Consider the following 17,215-nt stretch of genomic DNA (forward strand, 5'->3'; position numbering starts at 1 on the left):
GTTAGCTGTAATGGTCCAGTTGGCACAATTGACCGGTGTATTCCTGCTGCAGGAAATGCAGCGTTGCGTCCGGGACCAGCATTCTGATGCGCTCAAAATTGCCAGCTTCCAGCAACTGGCGTACTGCAGAAGCAGAAATCGGCGAGCCTGCCTTGAGTACGCGGGGGACCTCGACCACCTCCACCGGAGTGCTTGCCGTAGGGGCATGCTGCAGCCAATACTTCATGTCTTCGTTGTATTTGCGGGTGACCTGGCAGAAGGGCTCGGTGCCGACAAAGCGGTGGGTGATGTTCAGTGCGGGGGCGATATAGTCCCGGAACAACAGCAGATCGATGGCGGTATGGCAGCGATCGATAATGCCTTGGTCCTTGAGGAAATAGCCGGGAAAGGTTGCACGGGAGATCATGTAATCCGAGCCATGATGCACGGTGAGATTGCTGATGCCGCGCAACCCTTCTGCCACCAGGTTGAAGCGGTCGGCATAACGAAACAGCGAGGCGTCTTCGCGTACGACAAACACATGTAACCAGTCGCAGGCTTGTGCGGCTTGCTGAGCCAGCGCCTTGTGCCCTAGCGTGAACGGGTTGGCATTCATCACAATGCAGCCAGTTTTGGCTCCCGGCTGGCGTTGTTGCTGCAAGCCCTGGCAATAACGCTGAATGGCGACCGGGCTGTTTTCCATTAGCACGATGGTGTCGGGTACTTCAACTAGCGGATAAAACCCGCAGGCGCTAAAAAACGGAACGTTGCAGGGGCGGGCGTAGAGGAATAGATGAAACTGGTTGCGCTCGGCCGCCAGCTGCACGATTTCGCTAACCAGTTGCAGGCTGAGTGATTCGCCACGCCAGTCCGGGCTGATGGCCACGCATTTGATGACATTGGTGGATAGCCCGGCACAGGCAACCAGCCGCTGCGCCTGGCGGGCAACGACAAAGATGTCGATATCGCTATCTATTTCCAGCTGGCAACTGGCCAGAAAACTCCGGATCTCGGCGGCTTCTAAGCTATTGCCAGCAGGAAATACTGTATAAAAATCAAATTCGCCAGACATGGCTTGTTACCATAGAAGCGATTGAATCAGGGCAACAACCGGTTGGTTGTTATTTGCCCTGATTTTCACCGCATATATTTTATGGACATTGTTTTATCGCATCGCTGCTTGGGTAATTTTGCGATTTTTGCGATAGCAATTAATTGCCTGACAGATGGAGCTTTTTTTAAATGACGCCGGGTATATAGCTACGCATCAGAATCAGTAAAATCGGCAATGTAATAATTGACAATGCGGTTGATGCCATATACAGACTGGACGCTTCTTCTTCCTGCACGCTCCATTGATACGCCAGAATGGTCGCCGTCGTAGCGGTAGGCATGGCAAGTAAAAAGATCATCTCTTCAGCATGCTGGCCGGTCAGGCCAAACATCATGACCAGCGCCCAGACAATGGCCGGGTTAAGCAGGCACTTGAGCGCAAGGTTGACCGACAAACCTTTGCTGAATGCCAGCTTGGTGCCGTGAATAGCTACACCAACGGCAAACAGGGAAACAAAATTGCAGGACTTGGCGGTGATTTCCAGGCTGGAAATGACAAACTTGGGCAGGTAAGCGCTGATGCCCGTGGTGCTGCAGACCAGGCCAAGGATCACCGCCATCACCATGGGCTTCTTCAATGACTTGATCACGGCGTGGGTGAAAATTTGCCAGCCACTCACGCTTTTATCGGTCTCGCCCGCCAATGCACTGCCCAGTTCCAGCAGGAACAAAGTGGCAGGGATCACGGTAACCGCAACGATGACGTTGCCAACGGCTACAGAAATGGCTGAACTGGCACCAATCAACAAGGCCAGGAACGGAATGCCCATGCCGCCCATATTCGGGAAGCTGCTGAGCATGGCCTGCATGGCGCTTTGACGGATATCCTTACGCAGCACTACTTTGTTGATCAGGTACGCCACTACCCACATCGAGCACATGGCCAGGCAAAAAGCCAGCATCCAGGTCAGGTCGAAAACCTCGGAGGGTTTGGCTTTGTAGGTGTTTTCGAACAAGAGTGCCGGAAACACGAAATCCGATACCAGGGTTGAACAAACTTTCTTGGCTGATTTGTCAACGATGCCTTTTTGTACCGCCAGCCAGCCCAGATAAATGAGCAGGAAAACGGGCGCCATCGAATTGAAAATCTGTAGTGCGATCTTGTAGTTCATTATGGACTCCTCCACGCATGGACAATGTATGGGATATGGGTTTTGCAAGTCTTTGCGTGACTTGAATATCAGGATTTTGCCGGGCAATGTGCCTGATATTTATCAAATTTCCACAGTGGTTTTTATGAATTTAATTGCGTCATTAAACTTTATTGGATTTGTGTTGGACTTATTCGTGGTTTTTATGAATTAAAAGATTTTAAAGATTGAATGGCTTTGAATTTTTGCCAACAAGGAAAATAATGCAGCCCCAAAACCGGCAATAAATACAAAGCCAATCCAGCATGTCCGGCATGGATATTGGCAGGGCCGCAGATATGGTCAGGAGAACCAGCGAAGCATGGGCGGCATGTACATCAGGCTGAAGCCCCACGATGTGTCAGCACCAGTGGTGATCCGCAACATTGGCGGAGACCGGCGGCAGCAAGACCCACCCATCTCATCTCGAATTGTCAGCTGGAGAGCTATATGGCCCAGAACAAAACCCAATCCGGCAAACCTGCATTAGTCCGGGCATGCGCCCCCCATGGCGGGACCGGTGTAAACGTGTTGACTGACCCGTTACTGAATAAGGGCACGGCCTTCACCCTGGAAGAGCGTGACACCTTCCAGTTGCATGGCTTGCTGCCGCCTTCGGTACAAACACTGGAGGAACAGGTCATGCGGCGGCATGACGCGCTACGCGCCTTGTCCACTGACCTGGACCGTTATGTCATGCTGCGCGAACTGCAAGACAGTAATGAAACGTTGTTTTATGCCTTGCTGACCCAGCATATTGAAGAACTGCTGCCGCTGATTTATACGCCCACGGTGGGCGCCGGTTGCCGCCAGTTCAGCCACTTGTATCGCCGCCCGCGTGGGCTGTTTCTGAGCTATCCGCACAAGCATCTGATCCGGGACATTCTGGCTCATCCACGCTTTGACAAAGTTGAAGTCATTGTCGTGACCGATGGCGAACGCATTCTGGGGCTGGGTGACCAGGGCGCGGGCGGCATGGGGATTCCCATTGGCAAACTGGCGCTCTACTCGGGCTGCGGCGGGCTGCATCCGGCCACAACGCTGCCGATTACGCTCGACGTGGGCACCGACAATAAAGATTGCCTGAGCGACCCGCTGTATGTGGGCTGGCGGCATCAGCGCATACGGGGGCAGGAGTATGACGACTTCATCGAAGCATTTGTCGAGGCAGTGACAGAACGCTGGCCGCATGTCCTGCTGCAGTGGGAAGACTTTGCCAAGCACAATGCCAGCCGTTTGCTGGAACGCTATCGCGACCGGCTGTGTACCTTCAATGACGATGTACAAGGCACCGCCGCTGTCGCGACAGGGACGTTGCTATCGGCCATCAACGTCACCGGTACGCCGTTGACCCAGCAGCGTGTCGCCGTACTGGGGGCGGGTTCGGCCGGGTGTGGCATCTCCGCGCTGATCCATCGGGCGATGGTCGAAGCAGGACTATCCGCTGAAGAAGCGTCCAGCCGGTTCTATCTGGTCGACCGCCATGGCTTGATGGTCGAGGGCAAGGTCGATACGACTACGCTGGAACCGTTCCAGCGTCGTTTCGTGCAACCTGGCGCTGCCATTGCAGGCTGGCAGCTGAACAGTGACGGCACCGCCGGGCTGATGGAAGTGATGAAAAATGCCAGGCCGACGGTATTGATCGGTGTGTCAGGGCAGGCGGGGGCGTTTTCCGAGGCCATCGTGCGGGAAATGGCCCAACATTGCGCCAGACCGGTGATTTTTCCGCTGTCCAATCCCACCAGTAGTTGCGAAGCCACTCCGGCTGACCTGCTGCGCTGGACCGACGGCCGCGCCATTCTCGGCACGGGCAGCCCGTTCCCTGCTGTGGAACGCAACGGCCAGATGTTCAAGATTGACCAGACCAATAACTCGTATATTTTCCCTGGTCTTGGTCTCGCGGCGATTGCGCTCAAGATACCGAGTTTGTCCGATAGCCTGTTTATGGCTGCCGCCAAAGCGCTGGCCTCAATTTCGCCCGCACGCAGCAACCCCTCCGCCAACCTGTTGCCGCCAGTCAGTATGCTGCGCCACGTCTCTTATACAATAGCGTTGGCGGTGGGTTTGCAGGCGTACCACGAGGGTTTGTTGCAAGACCGGGTGGCTATTGATGAAATCGAGCCATTGATCCGGGCCAAAATCTGGGCCCCGCGTTATCCGGCGTTAATCCCGGCCGGAACCTTGCCGGAACGCAGCGCAGCTTGACTGGCGCTCGCTCCGCCTGGGGCCAGAGGGCAACCTCCGGCCAATTTGCGGATCAATAGCGACATCTGGGCGGGTAGATCTTGAAACCGGTTTTTGGTAGATATCTTGTGATTGCCCGTTCAGTCTCGTTCCAGACACGCGCTTTTCTGCTGCTGTTTACGGTTTCTTTCGTTGTCTCGCTGGTGATCGGGCAGTACGTCTATAGCCGGATGCAGGCCAGTCTGTATGAACAGATCGGCATCCGGGCGCGGGTGCAGGCGCAGCAGATCGCCGGCCTGCCTGGCGTTGCGTCTGCGGTTGCCCGACGCGATACCGGCGCCCTGCATGATTTGATCATGCCGCTCAAGGCGGAGTCTGACGCCAGTTACATCGTGATCGGCGATGAACATGCGCTGCACCTGATGCATACCGAGCCAGACGTCGCGTTGGGTAGCCCCATGCAAGGCGGCGATAATGACGAAGTGCTGCATCAAGGCAAAAGCACCATCTCGCTCAAACTGGGTATGCACGGGATGTCATGGCGCGGCAAGGCGCCCATTCGTGATGCGCACGGCAAAATTATCGGCGTGGTTTCGGTGGGGTATTTCCAGTCGCACATCGAAAACTGGAACCGTTCGCAATTCATGCCCTTGCTGGCCCTGCTCGGCGGGATATTATTGGCGCTGTTTTGCTGTGCATGGGTCTTTGCGCAAAGTATCAAACGGCAGATGTTTGGGCTGGAGCCGCTGGAGATCGCGCAGATGGTGCGCCAGCGTGAAGCAGTGTTTGAATCCATTTATGAAGGCGTGCTCTCCATTGACGCGCAGCGCCGCATCACGGCTGTTAACCGGGCCGCACGTGAAATGCTGGAGCTGCCGCAGTCGTCCGAGGAACTGGTCAATATTTCGCTTGATGAACTGGTGCTGAACTGCCCGTTTCTGCAGGTCGGTCCAAACGATGCAGATCAGAAAGACGAGATTTGTCTGTTCAACAGCCTGCAGGTGATCGCAAGCCGCGTTGCCATTCGTGTCGACAAACAGGTGCGCGGATGGGTGATCAGCTTTCGGCGCAAGGACGATATCAGCACGCTCAGCCTGCAATTAAGTGAGGTAAAGCGGTACGCTGATAATTTGCGGGTAGTCCGCCATGAGCATGTGAACTGGGTGTCCACCCTGGCCGGGCTGCTGCACATCAAAGCCTATGACGAGGCTCTGAAACTGGCGCAGGCGCACTCTGAGGTACAGCAGCAGGTGCTCGACTATATTTCCCGAACCTTTGGCAATTACCGCGTTTGTGGCTTGCTGATTGGCAAATATTATCGCGCACGCGAACTGGGGTTATCGCTCGGGTTCGAATCGGGTTGTGCGCTCGAAACCTTGCCCGATGCACTGGACGATGTGGAGTGGATGTCCATCATCGGCAATTTGCTGGATAACGCCTTCGATGCGACGATTGCAGCGGATCACCCCGAAAAAAAAATCGTGCTGTATATCTCCGATATGGGTGAAGAATTGATTATCGAGGTGGCCGACTTCGGTTGCGGCATTGCGCCAGCGTTGCGTGACCATGTGTTTGAACGTGGAGTAAGCAGTCATGCCGGGTCGGAGCATGGCATTGGCTTGTACCTGGTTAATAGCTATGTGAAGCAGGCGGCGGGCATGATTACCATTGAAGACAACATTCCATATGGCACGATTTTCTCCGTCTTCGTGCCCAAGAAAAGGCCTGGCCATGCAGAACATTGATGCATTGATCGTCGAAGACGAAGAGCGGTTGGCCGATATCCATGCCGATTTTGTACGCAAGAATTCGCGCTTTCGGGCTGTGAACCAGGCCCACAACCTGGCCGATGCACGCAAGCTGGTGCATGTGCTCAAACCGCACCTGTTGTTGCTGGATAACTATCTGCCCGATGGCAGGGGGATAGAACTGCTGGAAGACCTGGTCGCCGGGGATTTTTCGACCCGGATCATCTTCATCACGGCGGCCAGCGATATGGAAAGCTGCAGCAAGGCTATCCGCTATGGCGCTTTTGATTACCTGATCAAACCGGTGTCTTATGACCGGCTGCAAATGTCACTGGAACGCTTTGTGCGGTTTTTTGATTCGCAAAAAACCAATGCGCCGATCAGCCAGAACCATGTCGACGAGCTCTACAATCTGCAATCGAAGGATTTTCGCGGAGACAAACATACCAAGGGTATCGAAGCATTAACGCTGGAGCGGATCAAACAGGTTTTTGTATCCCCGGATGACGTATACACCACGGAAAGCATAGCCCAGGCCTTGGGTATCAGCAAAACTACGGCGCGACGTTATCTTGAGTTTTGTGTTGAGAGCCGTTTGCTGCGGGCAGAAATATCGTATGGTCATGTAGGTCGGCCAGAGCGGATATATCGAAAGCGCGATGGCAGTACATGAAAAAAACCGGGTAATTACCCGGTTTTTTTCATTCCTCAAAGGGCCAGTGTGGCGTTTTGATTCAGTTTTAGAAATCAGTACGGACACCGGTTAAAGCAGTGTAAGACGTTTGGTCGTTTTTGGCGGTAATCGATTTGGAGTTATTCTGGAAGGTATAGTTGTCAGCACTGATTTTGGATATGTCGCCGCCATTTTTCAGGCCAACAATCGAGGTATACCAACGGGTTCGTTTGCTCAGTGAATACACTGCACTCAATGAGCCTTGTTGCCCGGTCAGGCCGGAAATACCCAGCACGCTATTGGAGCGGCTGTACAGACCACGAACCTGAAGTTTCGGATTGAACCAGTAGTCGCCGCTGAACACGTAGTTATTCCAGCTGCTGTCACCCGTTGGGGTATTGTTGGAGATATGTTCCCAACCCGCACCCAAACCCAGACCGAACCCGAACTTGTAACTTGCAGCTAACTGATACCCTGCAACGTTGGCACCACCGGTGGTGTTGCTGCCGTTATTGTCCGCGGTGGAAATACCGCTGACCTGCTGGAAGGTCCGGTTTTTGGCGTATTGGTAGGCCAGCGAAGCGTTGAAGCCGCCATTGTTATATAGCCCTGACACATCGTAGATTGGAGCATGGCCTTTGGAATCCGGTGTGCCGTCCAGACCCGTATCAGCGCGAACCTGGAAGCCACTCCATACTGCGGAATCCCAGGACAAGCTGTCATTCAGGCGCGTTGATAATTGACTGAACGTACCGTGGCTGCCTTTGAAGTCGATTGAATCGAGCAAATCGTCGAACATTGGTGTCAATTTGGAAATGGTCAGCGCATTTTTGTAGGCACTGTCGTAGTTACCAGCGCGAAAGGTGCCGAATTCCGGGCTACTGAATCCGATGAAGCTATTGCGATTACCCCAAACCCCGCCACCCATTTGTTTTGGGTTGCTGCCGTTGGTTGAGGCAGGAGCGGGATTGGCAGCGGCCCCGATGCCATTTTCGATTTGCCAGACGGTGCTCCAGCCATTATCCCATTTATCTGTGCCGCGAAAGCCAATGCGCGAGGATGAATCGACCAGACGCGCTTCGCCACTTACAGTTCCAGTCGGCAGGGAATGACCAATATCCCCAAAGTGATCATATTCAACATCTTCACGCAGGGAACCATAAATGGTGACGTCTGCCATTACACATGGCGCAAGAAACGCAACTGCCAATGTGGCAGCCATTACAGCTTTGTCTTTTTTCATCTCGACTCTCTGATTTGTTTGTAAAAACAGATGCTCCAGTATCTGCAGTGCGTGAATCAATGCGTAACGCTGCATGCCACTTGGTCGCGCGCGCGTAAGATTGAATCACGCTTGATGGGCTGGCTTTATTGAAATGTGCATATCAATAGGGCCAGTTCTTTCTTTTAAATTTATATGTAGTTGGGGAATGCTGGATGTTGTTCTTTTTGAAAAACAGCTTATGTACCTGTTTTGTATTGTGAGTTTTAACTGTTGCGGCTTTTAGAGGCGTGATTTAGATCAAAAGACTTATGTGGTTTTTAAGAACTAAATGTTGTTTTTGGTTTTATTGGTAATCCACAGGCAGGGTGGGTTGACTGAGGCGTTATTGCATGAATTTGCCAGTCATTGCACGTAACCACCCGCTTGGCACACCACAGCCCTGAGTAAACCAGTACCTGCACGCGATAAAGCAACCAATCGGATGGCGTATAACGCCGCCGTCAGGTACCTGCGCTATTTGTGATCCTGGTTCGATAAAGACATGCGACGGCTTGTACGGTGCCTCCCGGAAATTAATAGTGATGGATTCAACCGGTCAGTGATAACGGGATTGACGTGACGGCGAGCGTTGCGTGAATCGGCGCGGGGCCGGGGGTATGTCGTCTTCAGATCGGTTTATCAAGCAAAGCCGTTTGCTGTTGATTTTCTTTTAAGTTAATTAATCAAATTAACGCCATAAAAACCTCAATCGGCAATTGACTTCCATCAAATTAAAAATGATTTACTTCGATACATTTACATTTGCAAATGAATTCAATATTTATGAATTGTGAATGGCATTGACTTATTAAAGCCATGTCCAATTGAAGGAAAGATAACTCCGTTTCAAGTAATGGCTGTCATTAGAGATTTATCAAATTCCTGCGTCCGGATAGCAGGTGAGGTTGAAGTTTTCATCGCGAAAAAAACTGGGAGACCCGTGATCAGCTGTAACTGCATTCTTGGTCAGATTATTGATCCGGCGTGGTGAAACATAATTTGGGGAGTTGAGAGATGCTGTTCAAGAGAAAATTGTTCTATATAACGATGCTTGGCTGTTTTTATGCTTCGGCACCAGCTTTTGCCGATCAGATTTCCGATTTGAAAGCTGAAATTGCCGCGCAAAAGAAACAGTCGGCTGATCAGCAGGCCAAACTGGACGCGCTGGAAAAGAAACTGGATGCCACCATTCAGTCACAGCAGCAAGCTGCTCCGGCTGTTTCCCAGAGAAGCCAGGACAAGCCTTCGTTAGCCCTGACAACCGACCAGGAAGGGGTAAAGATCAAGTCCGATGATTCCGCACTGATGCTTTACAACAATGGCACCTCCAGTCTGCGTATTTATGGATTGGTTGAAGGTACGCTGAGCTATGCCAATCACCAGACTGAATCAGGTGGCAACGCAACGGGGTATCAAACGGCGTGGTTCAGTGGTAACCGGCTGGGCTTTGATGCCAGTCACGCTTTGGGTTTTGGCGAAAGTCTGGGCATGCCGGATTTGAAAGTCATCTCCAAACTTGAAACCGAATTCGAACTCCCAACCGGTAATATGGATACGGAGAACGTGCTGTTTAATCGCGACGCGTGGATGGGGGTGTATAGCGATAGTCTGGGTAAGATCACATTGGGTCGGCAAAATACTTTGACCCGCGACTTTACCCAGAACTGGGGCGATCCATATGGCTCAGCCAGCACGACGCTGAAAGAAGGCGGCTATAGTAACGTCAATAATTTCAAACAATTGATTTTCTATTCCGGCGGCCCAGACGGTACGCGTTCGAATAGCGCCATTGAATGGAAAAAGCGCTTTGGTGATCATATTGTTGCCGGCCTGGGTTATACCTTTGGTTCGGGCGGTTCCGGCGGCAGCGGGGATGTTGGAAACGGTGGTTCAACACCGGGCGATTTTACCAAGGGTACCGGTCAGGCCGCCTCCATTGCATATAACAAATTGCAACTGGGCGATGCCGTTGTCAACGCCAACGTCTCCTATGATCGGGCCAATATCAACGAATTGATTCATCAATCCGAACTGGTCGGGGGCAATATTGCCTATGGTCGTTTCCGCGTAAACGCTGGTTACCTTCACTACACCGCGCAGCAAGGTGATAACAATAGTGCCGGGACGCGTTCTGATAACGCCTGGACAATTTCGGGTACTTACACCTTTGGCCCGACAGAATATGCACTGGGCTACCAGCAAACCCGTGGCACGCATTCCGGCCTGAATGCAGCTGGTAAGGTCATTAACCCGTACGGTAATACCGAAGGGGTGACTGCGACGGCCGATGGTGGCAAGAACGCCGTTTATGGCTCAATCATGTACCACGCCGACAAACAGTTTGATCTCTATGTGGCGGCGGATTACTTCACCACCACGGGCGATTGGGTTCTGGGCGATGCACAGGGCAACGGCATGTTGTACGGAACCGGGCAGGCATATAAAGGCACTGTAGAAGTGGCAACCGGTGCTCGTTACAAGTTCTAGACCTGCCTTGGCATTCGGTGTTCGCAGAGCACTGGAACAGTAATAGTTGGTTAAGGCCGGCATCCGTTATCAATATCAATATCAATAGAAGCCCTGATTTATCAGGGCTTCTTCTCTTCATTTTTCTTTTCAGCGTTTCCAGGTTGCCAATGCCAGCTGGCGCCCACTTGCGTCTGCTGTATCTGTCCAGACAGTCGCTGCTGCCAGATTGCTGGACTATTCCAGGCTAACCCAAGAACACTTGGCTAGAGCGTGCCCAAGCCTGGCAAAGCTGTTGCTGCACGCCCAGGCCATCAATACCCAGGCGCATGCTGTCGCCCGGTCTGAGATACCAAGGCATTGGCTTTTGCCCCAGACCTACGCCGGGCGGCGTGCCGGTGCTGATGACGTCTCCAGGATAGAGCGTCATGAACTGGCTGATGTACGACACCAGTTTGGGAATGCCAAAAATGAACTGGTTGGTGCTGCTGTTTTGCACACGTTTGCCATTGACCTCTAGCCACAACGGTAACGCATGCGGATCGGAAATCTCATCTCGCGTCACCAGCCACGGGCCGATGGGCGAAAAGGTGTCGCAACCCTTGCCTTTATCCCACTGACCAGCGCGTTCCAGCTGGAATTCGCGTTCAGAGACATCATTGATCACCACATAGCCCGCTACGTAGCCGAGCGCGTCGACTTCTTCGACGTAGCTGGTGGTGCTGCCAATGACCACGCCCAGTTCCACTTCCCAATCGGTTTTGACTGAGCCGCGTGGAATTACCACGTTGTCGTTGGGGCCGATGATGGAACTGGACGGCTTCATAAACAGCACTGGTTCTGGCGGCGGTTCCAACCCCGATTCGCGGGCGTGGTCGGCGTAGTTCAAGCCTACGCAAATAATCTTGCCAACACCGTTCACCGGGCAACCGATGCGCACATCCGCCGGGACTGACGGCAAACGCGTCAAGTCAATCGCCGTCAGCGCGTTCAAGGTGACGGCGTCCAGTTGCTTGCCGGTGAGGTCGGGCAACAGCATGGATAGATCGCGAATAACACCTTGCGCATCCAGTGCGGCGGGTTTTTCCTGGCCGATTGGGCCGTAACGCAGCAATTTCATGAGGGCTTCTCTGTTCAGGTTGGCGGATTATTTGATGACGAAGTGGGCCACGCTGCGCGCTTCAATGGCGGTCCAATCCCAGCGGATACCTAATCCTGCATCTTCGGGCGGCAGTGCGTGGCCTTGCTCGATAGCGATGGCTGAGGTGGTCAGGTCTTCCAGTTGCGGAATGTATTCCAGCCAGGTGGCATTAGGCACGGCACAACACAGGCTCACATGCAGTTCCATCAAGAAATGCGGGCAAACGGCGATGTTGTGGCATTCGGCCATATGCGCGACTTTCAGCCAGGGTGTAATGCCGCCCACGCGGGCAACATCGACCTGAATGATGGAACATGCATCGTGGCGCACATAGTCGGCAAACTGGCCCGGGCTATAGAGCGATTCGCCCACCGCGATAGGAATTCGGCTGTGGGCATTCAAGCGGGTATGACCAGCAATATCGTCGGCGGGTAAAGGTTCTTCCAGCCAGGCCAAGCCGATGGGTGCGAGGGCATCCGCCCGGCGCAAAGCTTCGGATAAATGAAACGCCTGGTTGGCATCGACCATCAACTCAAACGCCGCGCCAACGGCTTCGCGTACGGCGGTGAGGCGGGCGACGTCTTCCGATAAATGCGGTTTACCCACTTTGACTTTGGCGCCCTTGAAGCCCGCTTCCTGCGCAGCAACGGTTTGTTCAACCAACGCCTCGGTGGGCAGCTGCAACCAGCCGCCTTCGGTGGTGTACACGGGGATGTTCGGCTTGGCTCCGCCCAGAAATCGCCACAGCGGCAAGCTGCTTTGTTTGGCGCGCCAATCCCACAATGCGGTATCGATAGCGGCCAGTGCCAGACTGGTGATTGCGCCGACCGCCGTGGCGTGAGTATGAAAGAACAGATCACGCCATATGGATTCGATTTCTACCGGGCTTTTGCCAATTAGCCGCGGGCCCAAGTGATCTTTCAGTAGCGCCATCACCGATGACCCACCTGTGCCTATCGTATAGCTGTAGCCAATGCCCTCGCTGCCGTCATCGCACACGATGCGCACGATGGGGGTTTCCTGCGTGACGAAGGACTGGATGGCGTCACTGCGGGTGGTTTTGGGGGGGAGGTTGACTTGGTGGAGGTGGATTTGGGTGATTTTTGGCATTTTTCCAATCCGGTTTTTTTAAGTGCCTACGGCACGTTTGTGAAAAGCATTTCAAGAAATTCGTAGCCCGGATGAAGCGTTAGCGGGAATCCGGGGGCAATCTTGGGCTTTGCTAATCCCGGAGGCTCATTGATGTATTGCAACCCCGGATTCTCGCTGCGCTTCATCCGGGCTACCAAACAACCAACAGCGGCAACATCAAACAGACCCACATGGCCAACAGACGGTGGTGTTTCTCCTCCCCTGGAGGCACTCATGCCTTTCAAATCAACCCAGCTGGTTACTCATTCGCGACTGCTAACGCCACCAACCCGAAACACAACACCTCTAATCCATATGAAACACCATCTCCGCCATCGCCCAATGCTCCCCATCCGCTCGACTGGCTAAAGGCACCTGGCACGGCGCGCACAAGGCCCACCAGCGCCGCGTCACTTCCTGATCAGCAATCGTCTGCATATCCGCAGCAAAATCCGTCCCGTGGTATTCCCAATAACCAAACAGCAAATTCTCCGGCTCGCGCAAAAAGATGCTGTAGTTCTTCACATTGGCGGCTGTTAGTCCGGCGATGATTTCGGGCCAGACTTCAGCGTGCAGCTGTTTGTATTCGGCAATCTTGTCCGGTTTGATGCCAATCACCATTCCCATGCGTTGCATTGGTTTGTTCCTCAAGCTGGCCGTTAACCCTTCACCCCGCCAAACGTCAGCCCGGCGATCAGATGCTTTTGCACGATAAAGGTCAGGATCAACGCGGGGATGATGATGACCACCGCCAGCGCGCACATGCCCGCCCAGTTGATGGTGAATTGCGAGGTGAAGTCCATCAGCCCCACCGGCAAGGTTTTGGTGTCGGTGGTGCGTGTCAGTTGCGAGGCCAGCGCGAATTCGTTCCAGGAGGTGAGAAAGGCAAAGATGGCAGCGGAGGCGATGCCGGATTTGGCCATGGGGAACTCCACCTGCCAGAACGCTTGCCAGCGGGTGCAACCGTCAATCTCGGCGGCTTCGGCCAGTTCGCGCGGAATCTGGCGGAAGAAGCCATCAATCAGCCAAACCGAGAACGGTACGTTCATGGCCACGTACACCAGAATCGTACCGACTTTGGTGTCGATCAGCCCCAGCCAGGACCAGATGATGAACACGGGCAATGACAACGCAATGCCCGGCACGGCACGGCTGAGCATCAGGCCGACAAACAGGTATTTCTTGTAGCGGAATTTGTAGCGGGCAAAGGCGTAACCACCGGCCAGCCCGATCATGATGGCGATGACAGTGCTGGTCACCGAGATAATCACCGAGTTCATGAAATACGCTTTGACCGGGATTTCCGTTACATCGCCCAGGCCGAAGATATTGCGAAAGTTATCCAGCGTGTAGCTCGATGCCAGAAACAAACTGTCCCGCGCCAGAATTGCGCCGTTGGTGCGAAAGGCGTTCAGCATCACCCACAGCCCAGGCAGCAGGATCATGCACATGGCGATGAACACGCCGATCCGCACGCTCCAGCGCAACGCCAAAGCAGCGGGGAACCAGGGTTCGGGCAGATCGCCTTCATCTTGCAAAGGCGCAAACTGGCCAGCTGGTGATGCTGTTTTCAGGCTACGGCCAAGTGGATGCTGGTTTTCCATGGTGTGCGCAATTTGGGTCATTTCAGGCATCCACTTCGTTCAGGTACTGCCGCGAGGCGTTGAGCTTGCGGAAAAAATGCACGGTAAACAGGATCGATAACAACACGGCCACGTAGGACATCGCATTGGCGTAACCCATGCGCGCATCTTCATAACCGGCGCGGGCGGAGAGGGTCCAGATCAGCTCGGTACGCCCGGCCGGGCCGCCATTGGTCATGATCTTGACGATATCAAACGCGCGCCCGACATCTAGCGAGCGGATGGTCATGGCGATATACACAAACGGCATCAGAAACGGCAGCGTCACGTGGCGGAAGGCCTGGATGGGCGTGCAGCCATCTACGCGCGCGGCTTCGAGTGGGTCTTGCGGCATCGCCATCAAACCGGCCAGCAGCAAAATCGCAAACACGGCCGTGGAGTTCCAGATTTCTGCCACCGCCAGCGAGAAAAACGCCAGCTTGGCATCGACCAGCCAGCCGATGGCCTGCGTGACGCCGAACCAATCCTGCAGAATGTGATTCACGATGCCGATGTTGTCGTTGAACATGAACTTGAATTGAAAGCCCACCAGGATCGGCGAGAACATCATCGGAAACATCATGATGGTGCGCAGCAAACGCTGCCCGCGCGTGACCTGGTTGATGAGCAACGCCAAGCCCAGCCCGAACAGCATTTCCAGATTCAGCACCACCGTCAGAAACAGCACCGTGCGCCCGAATGCCCACCAGAAATCGGCGGATTCAAACAACCGGATGTAGTTCTTGAACCAGATGAAGTTCCAGATGGTTTCCGGACGCACCAGCCGGTAAGCGGTGAAGCTGGTGTAGAGCGAGAACACCAGTGGCAGCGCCACGACCAGGCCGATCACCAGGAAGGAAGGGATCAGCAAGCGCGCTTCAGGAGGTAGTTTTCGCAATGACATCATCGAGTGGCTCGTTTTCTGGCGATATGTAGGGTTTGCAGGCTTTGCCTGCGAACGCGTTCAATGGTTGTTTCCGTTTCAACTTCAACTTCAACTTCAAAAGCTTGAGTGCCTTCGGCACGGGTTTTAAAGGCGTTTAATACCCGGCGGTGGCCGGGAGCACGTTTCATATGAAAAAGAGACTTATCGTGCAACTTGCGTCGCCAAAAGAAAGAAACCAAAGAAAAGGCGACCCCGCTGCCGCAAGGGGGCCCGAAGTCAAAAACCAAAACAAACCGTCTGTTGGCCGGTGTTCTCTGGTCGATCGGTATGTTCAATTCCGTAGCCCGGATGGAGCGTTAGCGGGAATCCGGGAATCGATGCTTGCCAAAATCAAGGCACGCGGTCTGTTGATGCATTGCAACCCCGGATTCCCGCGAAGTTTATGCCGAGAATCGGCCTCCATCCGGGCTACAACATCGGGATTGGTAAGGCGTGAGGTATTTATTCCTCGCACCTCACCTTTCACCACTCACTCAATCACTTGTAATACCCGGCGTCATCCATCAACGCTTCAACCTTCTTGGCTGCATCGTCCAGCGCCTGCTTGCTGGTCTTGTCGCCCACAATCGCTTTCTGCAATTCAGGCCAGATCACGTTAGAGGCTTCGATCCATTCCGGGATCAGCGGCGGAGTGAACGAGTCTTCACGCATGCCGGCCGAGAACGTGTTGAACACATCCAGCAGATAGGTTTCGTTCTTGGCTTTGAACTCGGCTGCAGCGGCTTGCTGCGCGTCCAGTCGGGTTGGCATCAAGCCGCGGCGGGCTTCGAGCATCTGGGCGTCAAGGCTGGTCAGGAACATCAGGAAGTCCGCAGCCGCTTTCGGGTTGTCGCAAGAATTGGTCAGAGAGAACGAATGCGAGCCAGACCAGCCGGTGCGTTTGCCGCTGCTGCCTTTAGGTGCGCGAACGATGCCGACATCGCCAGCAATCTTGCTGCTCTTGGGGTCGTTAAAGAAGCTGGCCCAGCCGCCCCAGTCCAGATCCAGCGCGACGGTGCCGCTGGCAAAACCGTTGCCCAGGTCGTCCCATACATAGTTGGGTGAACCCTTAGGGACGGCGCCGGATTTATACATGTCGACAAACCAGTTCAGCGATTTCACGCCAGCCGGGCTGTTGAAAGTGGGCTTCATGTTTTTGTCGAACAACTGGCCGCCATTGGCCACCAGCATTTCGTAAAAACGCCCGGTAATGGCTTCGTCTTTACCGGCAAACTGGGTGCCGTAAAATGCTGGCGGTTTGGCAAAGAATTTGGCCTGTTGAGCCACTTCGTCCCAGGTTTGCGGCGGGGCGAGGTCTTTGCCGAACTTGGCCTTGTACGCGGCTTTGTTGGCCGGATCGTCATAGGCCTTCTTGTTGTAATACAGCTCGCTGATATCCGAATGGCGCGGAATCTCCAGCAGCTTGCCCTTGATGGTGGATTGCTGGATCACCCGTGGCGAGAATTTGGCGATGAAGTCCGGTGGCACCAGGCCTTTCAGATCGCGCGTGATGCTGGTGTATTGCGCGGCAAAGTTGGTGTGGCTGGAATACAAACAGTAATCGATCTTGCCCGAGGCAATATCCTGTTTGAGTTCGCGATCCAGTTCAAAGTGGCTTTTGCTGGAAAGAATCTGCACCTTGGCGCCGGTTTTCTTTTCCCATTCCGGAATCAGGGTGTATAGCGGTTCGTATTGCTCGCCGCCAATCAGTTTGACGCGCAATGTGTAGCCGTCGTACGGGCCAGCTTGCGCCGGTAAAGCAAATGCCAGTGCCACCAGCGAAACAAGGGTCAGCGACGGCATGAAACGATAGTTCTTCATCTTGGCCTCCAGAGTCGT

14 protein-coding genes are annotated in these 17,215 nt (G+C 54.0%); 4 read left to right on the forward strand and 10 right to left on the reverse strand.

The window, feature by feature from the left end; translation table 11 throughout:
* Position 1: 1 nt before the first annotated feature.
* Together citC and P4L78_RS03720 are read right to left on the reverse strand one after the other, a co-directional pair.
* Positions 2–1,051 carry a [citrate (pro-3S)-lyase] ligase gene (gene citC / locus P4L78_RS03715; protein ID WP_309326988.1) on the reverse strand — a complete coding sequence of 350 codons (1,050 nt, stop codon included), beginning with the start codon at positions 1,049–1,051 and terminating at the stop codon, positions 2–4.
* A 166-nt stretch (positions 1,052–1,217) separates the two neighbouring features.
* Positions 1,218–2,204, reverse strand: coding sequence for an AEC family transporter (locus P4L78_RS03720; RefSeq protein WP_309326989.1), 987 nt, complete (start codon positions 2,202–2,204; stop codon positions 1,218–1,220).
* Between the two features lie 468 nt (positions 2,205–2,672).
* Here P4L78_RS03720 and P4L78_RS03725 point away from each other — a divergent pair, with 468 nt between their 5' ends.
* From P4L78_RS03725 to P4L78_RS03735, 3 genes are all read left to right on the forward strand, one after another.
* A complete protein-coding gene (locus P4L78_RS03725; RefSeq protein WP_309326990.1) occupies positions 2,673–4,427 on the forward strand; it encodes an NAD-dependent malic enzyme in 1,755 nt (584 codons plus the stop codon).
* Positions 4,428–4,534: 107 nt separating this feature from the next.
* Entirely contained in the window at positions 4,535–6,151 is a 1,617-nt protein-coding gene (locus tag P4L78_RS03730) for a sensor histidine kinase (protein WP_283148832.1), read from the forward strand.
* Positions 6,138–6,827 (forward strand): response regulator, encoded by a 690-nt coding sequence (locus P4L78_RS03735; RefSeq protein ID WP_283148833.1) that lies wholly within the window; start codon positions 6,138–6,140, stop codon positions 6,825–6,827. The genes P4L78_RS03730 and P4L78_RS03735 overlap by 14 nt, the downstream gene beginning before the upstream one ends.
* Before the next feature lie 67 nt (positions 6,828–6,894).
* Here P4L78_RS03735 and P4L78_RS03740 read toward each other — a convergent pair whose 3' ends face one another.
* Positions 6,895–8,070, reverse strand: a complete 1,176-nt coding sequence (locus tag P4L78_RS03740) for a porin (protein WP_309326991.1) — start codon at positions 8,068–8,070, stop codon at positions 6,895–6,897.
* A 1,035-nt stretch (positions 8,071–9,105) separates the two neighbouring features.
* Here P4L78_RS03740 and P4L78_RS03745 point away from each other — a divergent pair.
* Positions 9,106–10,578 (forward strand): porin, encoded by a 1,473-nt coding sequence (locus P4L78_RS03745; protein ID WP_283148835.1) that lies wholly within the window; start codon positions 9,106–9,108, stop codon positions 10,576–10,578.
* A gap of 226 nt (positions 10,579–10,804) precedes the next feature.
* Here P4L78_RS03745 and P4L78_RS03750 read toward each other — a convergent pair whose 3' ends face one another.
* The 7 genes from P4L78_RS03750 to P4L78_RS03780 form a co-directional block, all read right to left on the reverse strand.
* Positions 10,805–11,677 (reverse strand): fumarylacetoacetate hydrolase family protein, encoded by an 873-nt coding sequence (locus P4L78_RS03750; protein ID WP_309326992.1) that lies wholly within the window; start codon positions 11,675–11,677, stop codon positions 10,805–10,807.
* A 27-nt stretch (positions 11,678–11,704) separates the two neighbouring features.
* Positions 11,705–12,808 (reverse strand): mandelate racemase/muconate lactonizing enzyme family protein, encoded by a 1,104-nt coding sequence (locus P4L78_RS03755; RefSeq protein ID WP_309326993.1) that lies wholly within the window; start codon positions 12,806–12,808, stop codon positions 11,705–11,707.
* 327 nt (positions 12,809–13,135) lie between these two features.
* Complete coding sequence (locus P4L78_RS03760; protein ID WP_309326994.1) at positions 13,136–13,465, reverse strand: L-rhamnose mutarotase; 330 nt, start codon at positions 13,463–13,465, stop codon at positions 13,136–13,138.
* A gap of 23 nt (positions 13,466–13,488) precedes the next feature.
* Positions 13,489–14,454 carry a carbohydrate ABC transporter permease gene (locus P4L78_RS03765; RefSeq protein WP_283148839.1) on the reverse strand — a complete coding sequence of 322 codons (966 nt, stop codon included), beginning with the start codon at positions 14,452–14,454 and terminating at the stop codon, positions 13,489–13,491.
* A gap of 1 nt (position 14,455) precedes the next feature.
* A complete protein-coding gene (locus P4L78_RS03770; protein ID WP_309326995.1) occupies positions 14,456–15,358 on the reverse strand; it encodes a sugar ABC transporter permease in 903 nt (300 codons plus the stop codon).
* Positions 15,355–15,672, reverse strand: coding sequence for a hypothetical protein (locus P4L78_RS03775; protein WP_309326996.1), 318 nt, complete (start codon positions 15,670–15,672; stop codon positions 15,355–15,357). Before P4L78_RS03775 ends, P4L78_RS03770 begins: the two co-directional genes overlap by 4 nt.
* Positions 15,673–15,874: 202 nt before the next feature.
* The gene (locus tag P4L78_RS03780) at positions 15,875–17,197 is read right to left on the reverse strand and encodes a sugar ABC transporter substrate-binding protein (RefSeq protein ID WP_309326997.1); all 1,323 of its coding nucleotides are present in this window, start codon (positions 17,195–17,197) and stop codon (positions 15,875–15,877) included.
* Positions 17,198–17,215: the final 18 nt, after the last annotated feature.

Origin of the sequence: Silvimonas sp. (assembly GCF_031291215.1) — a bacterium.
Lineage (GTDB): Bacteria > Pseudomonadota > Gammaproteobacteria > Burkholderiales > Chitinibacteraceae > Silvimonas > Silvimonas soli.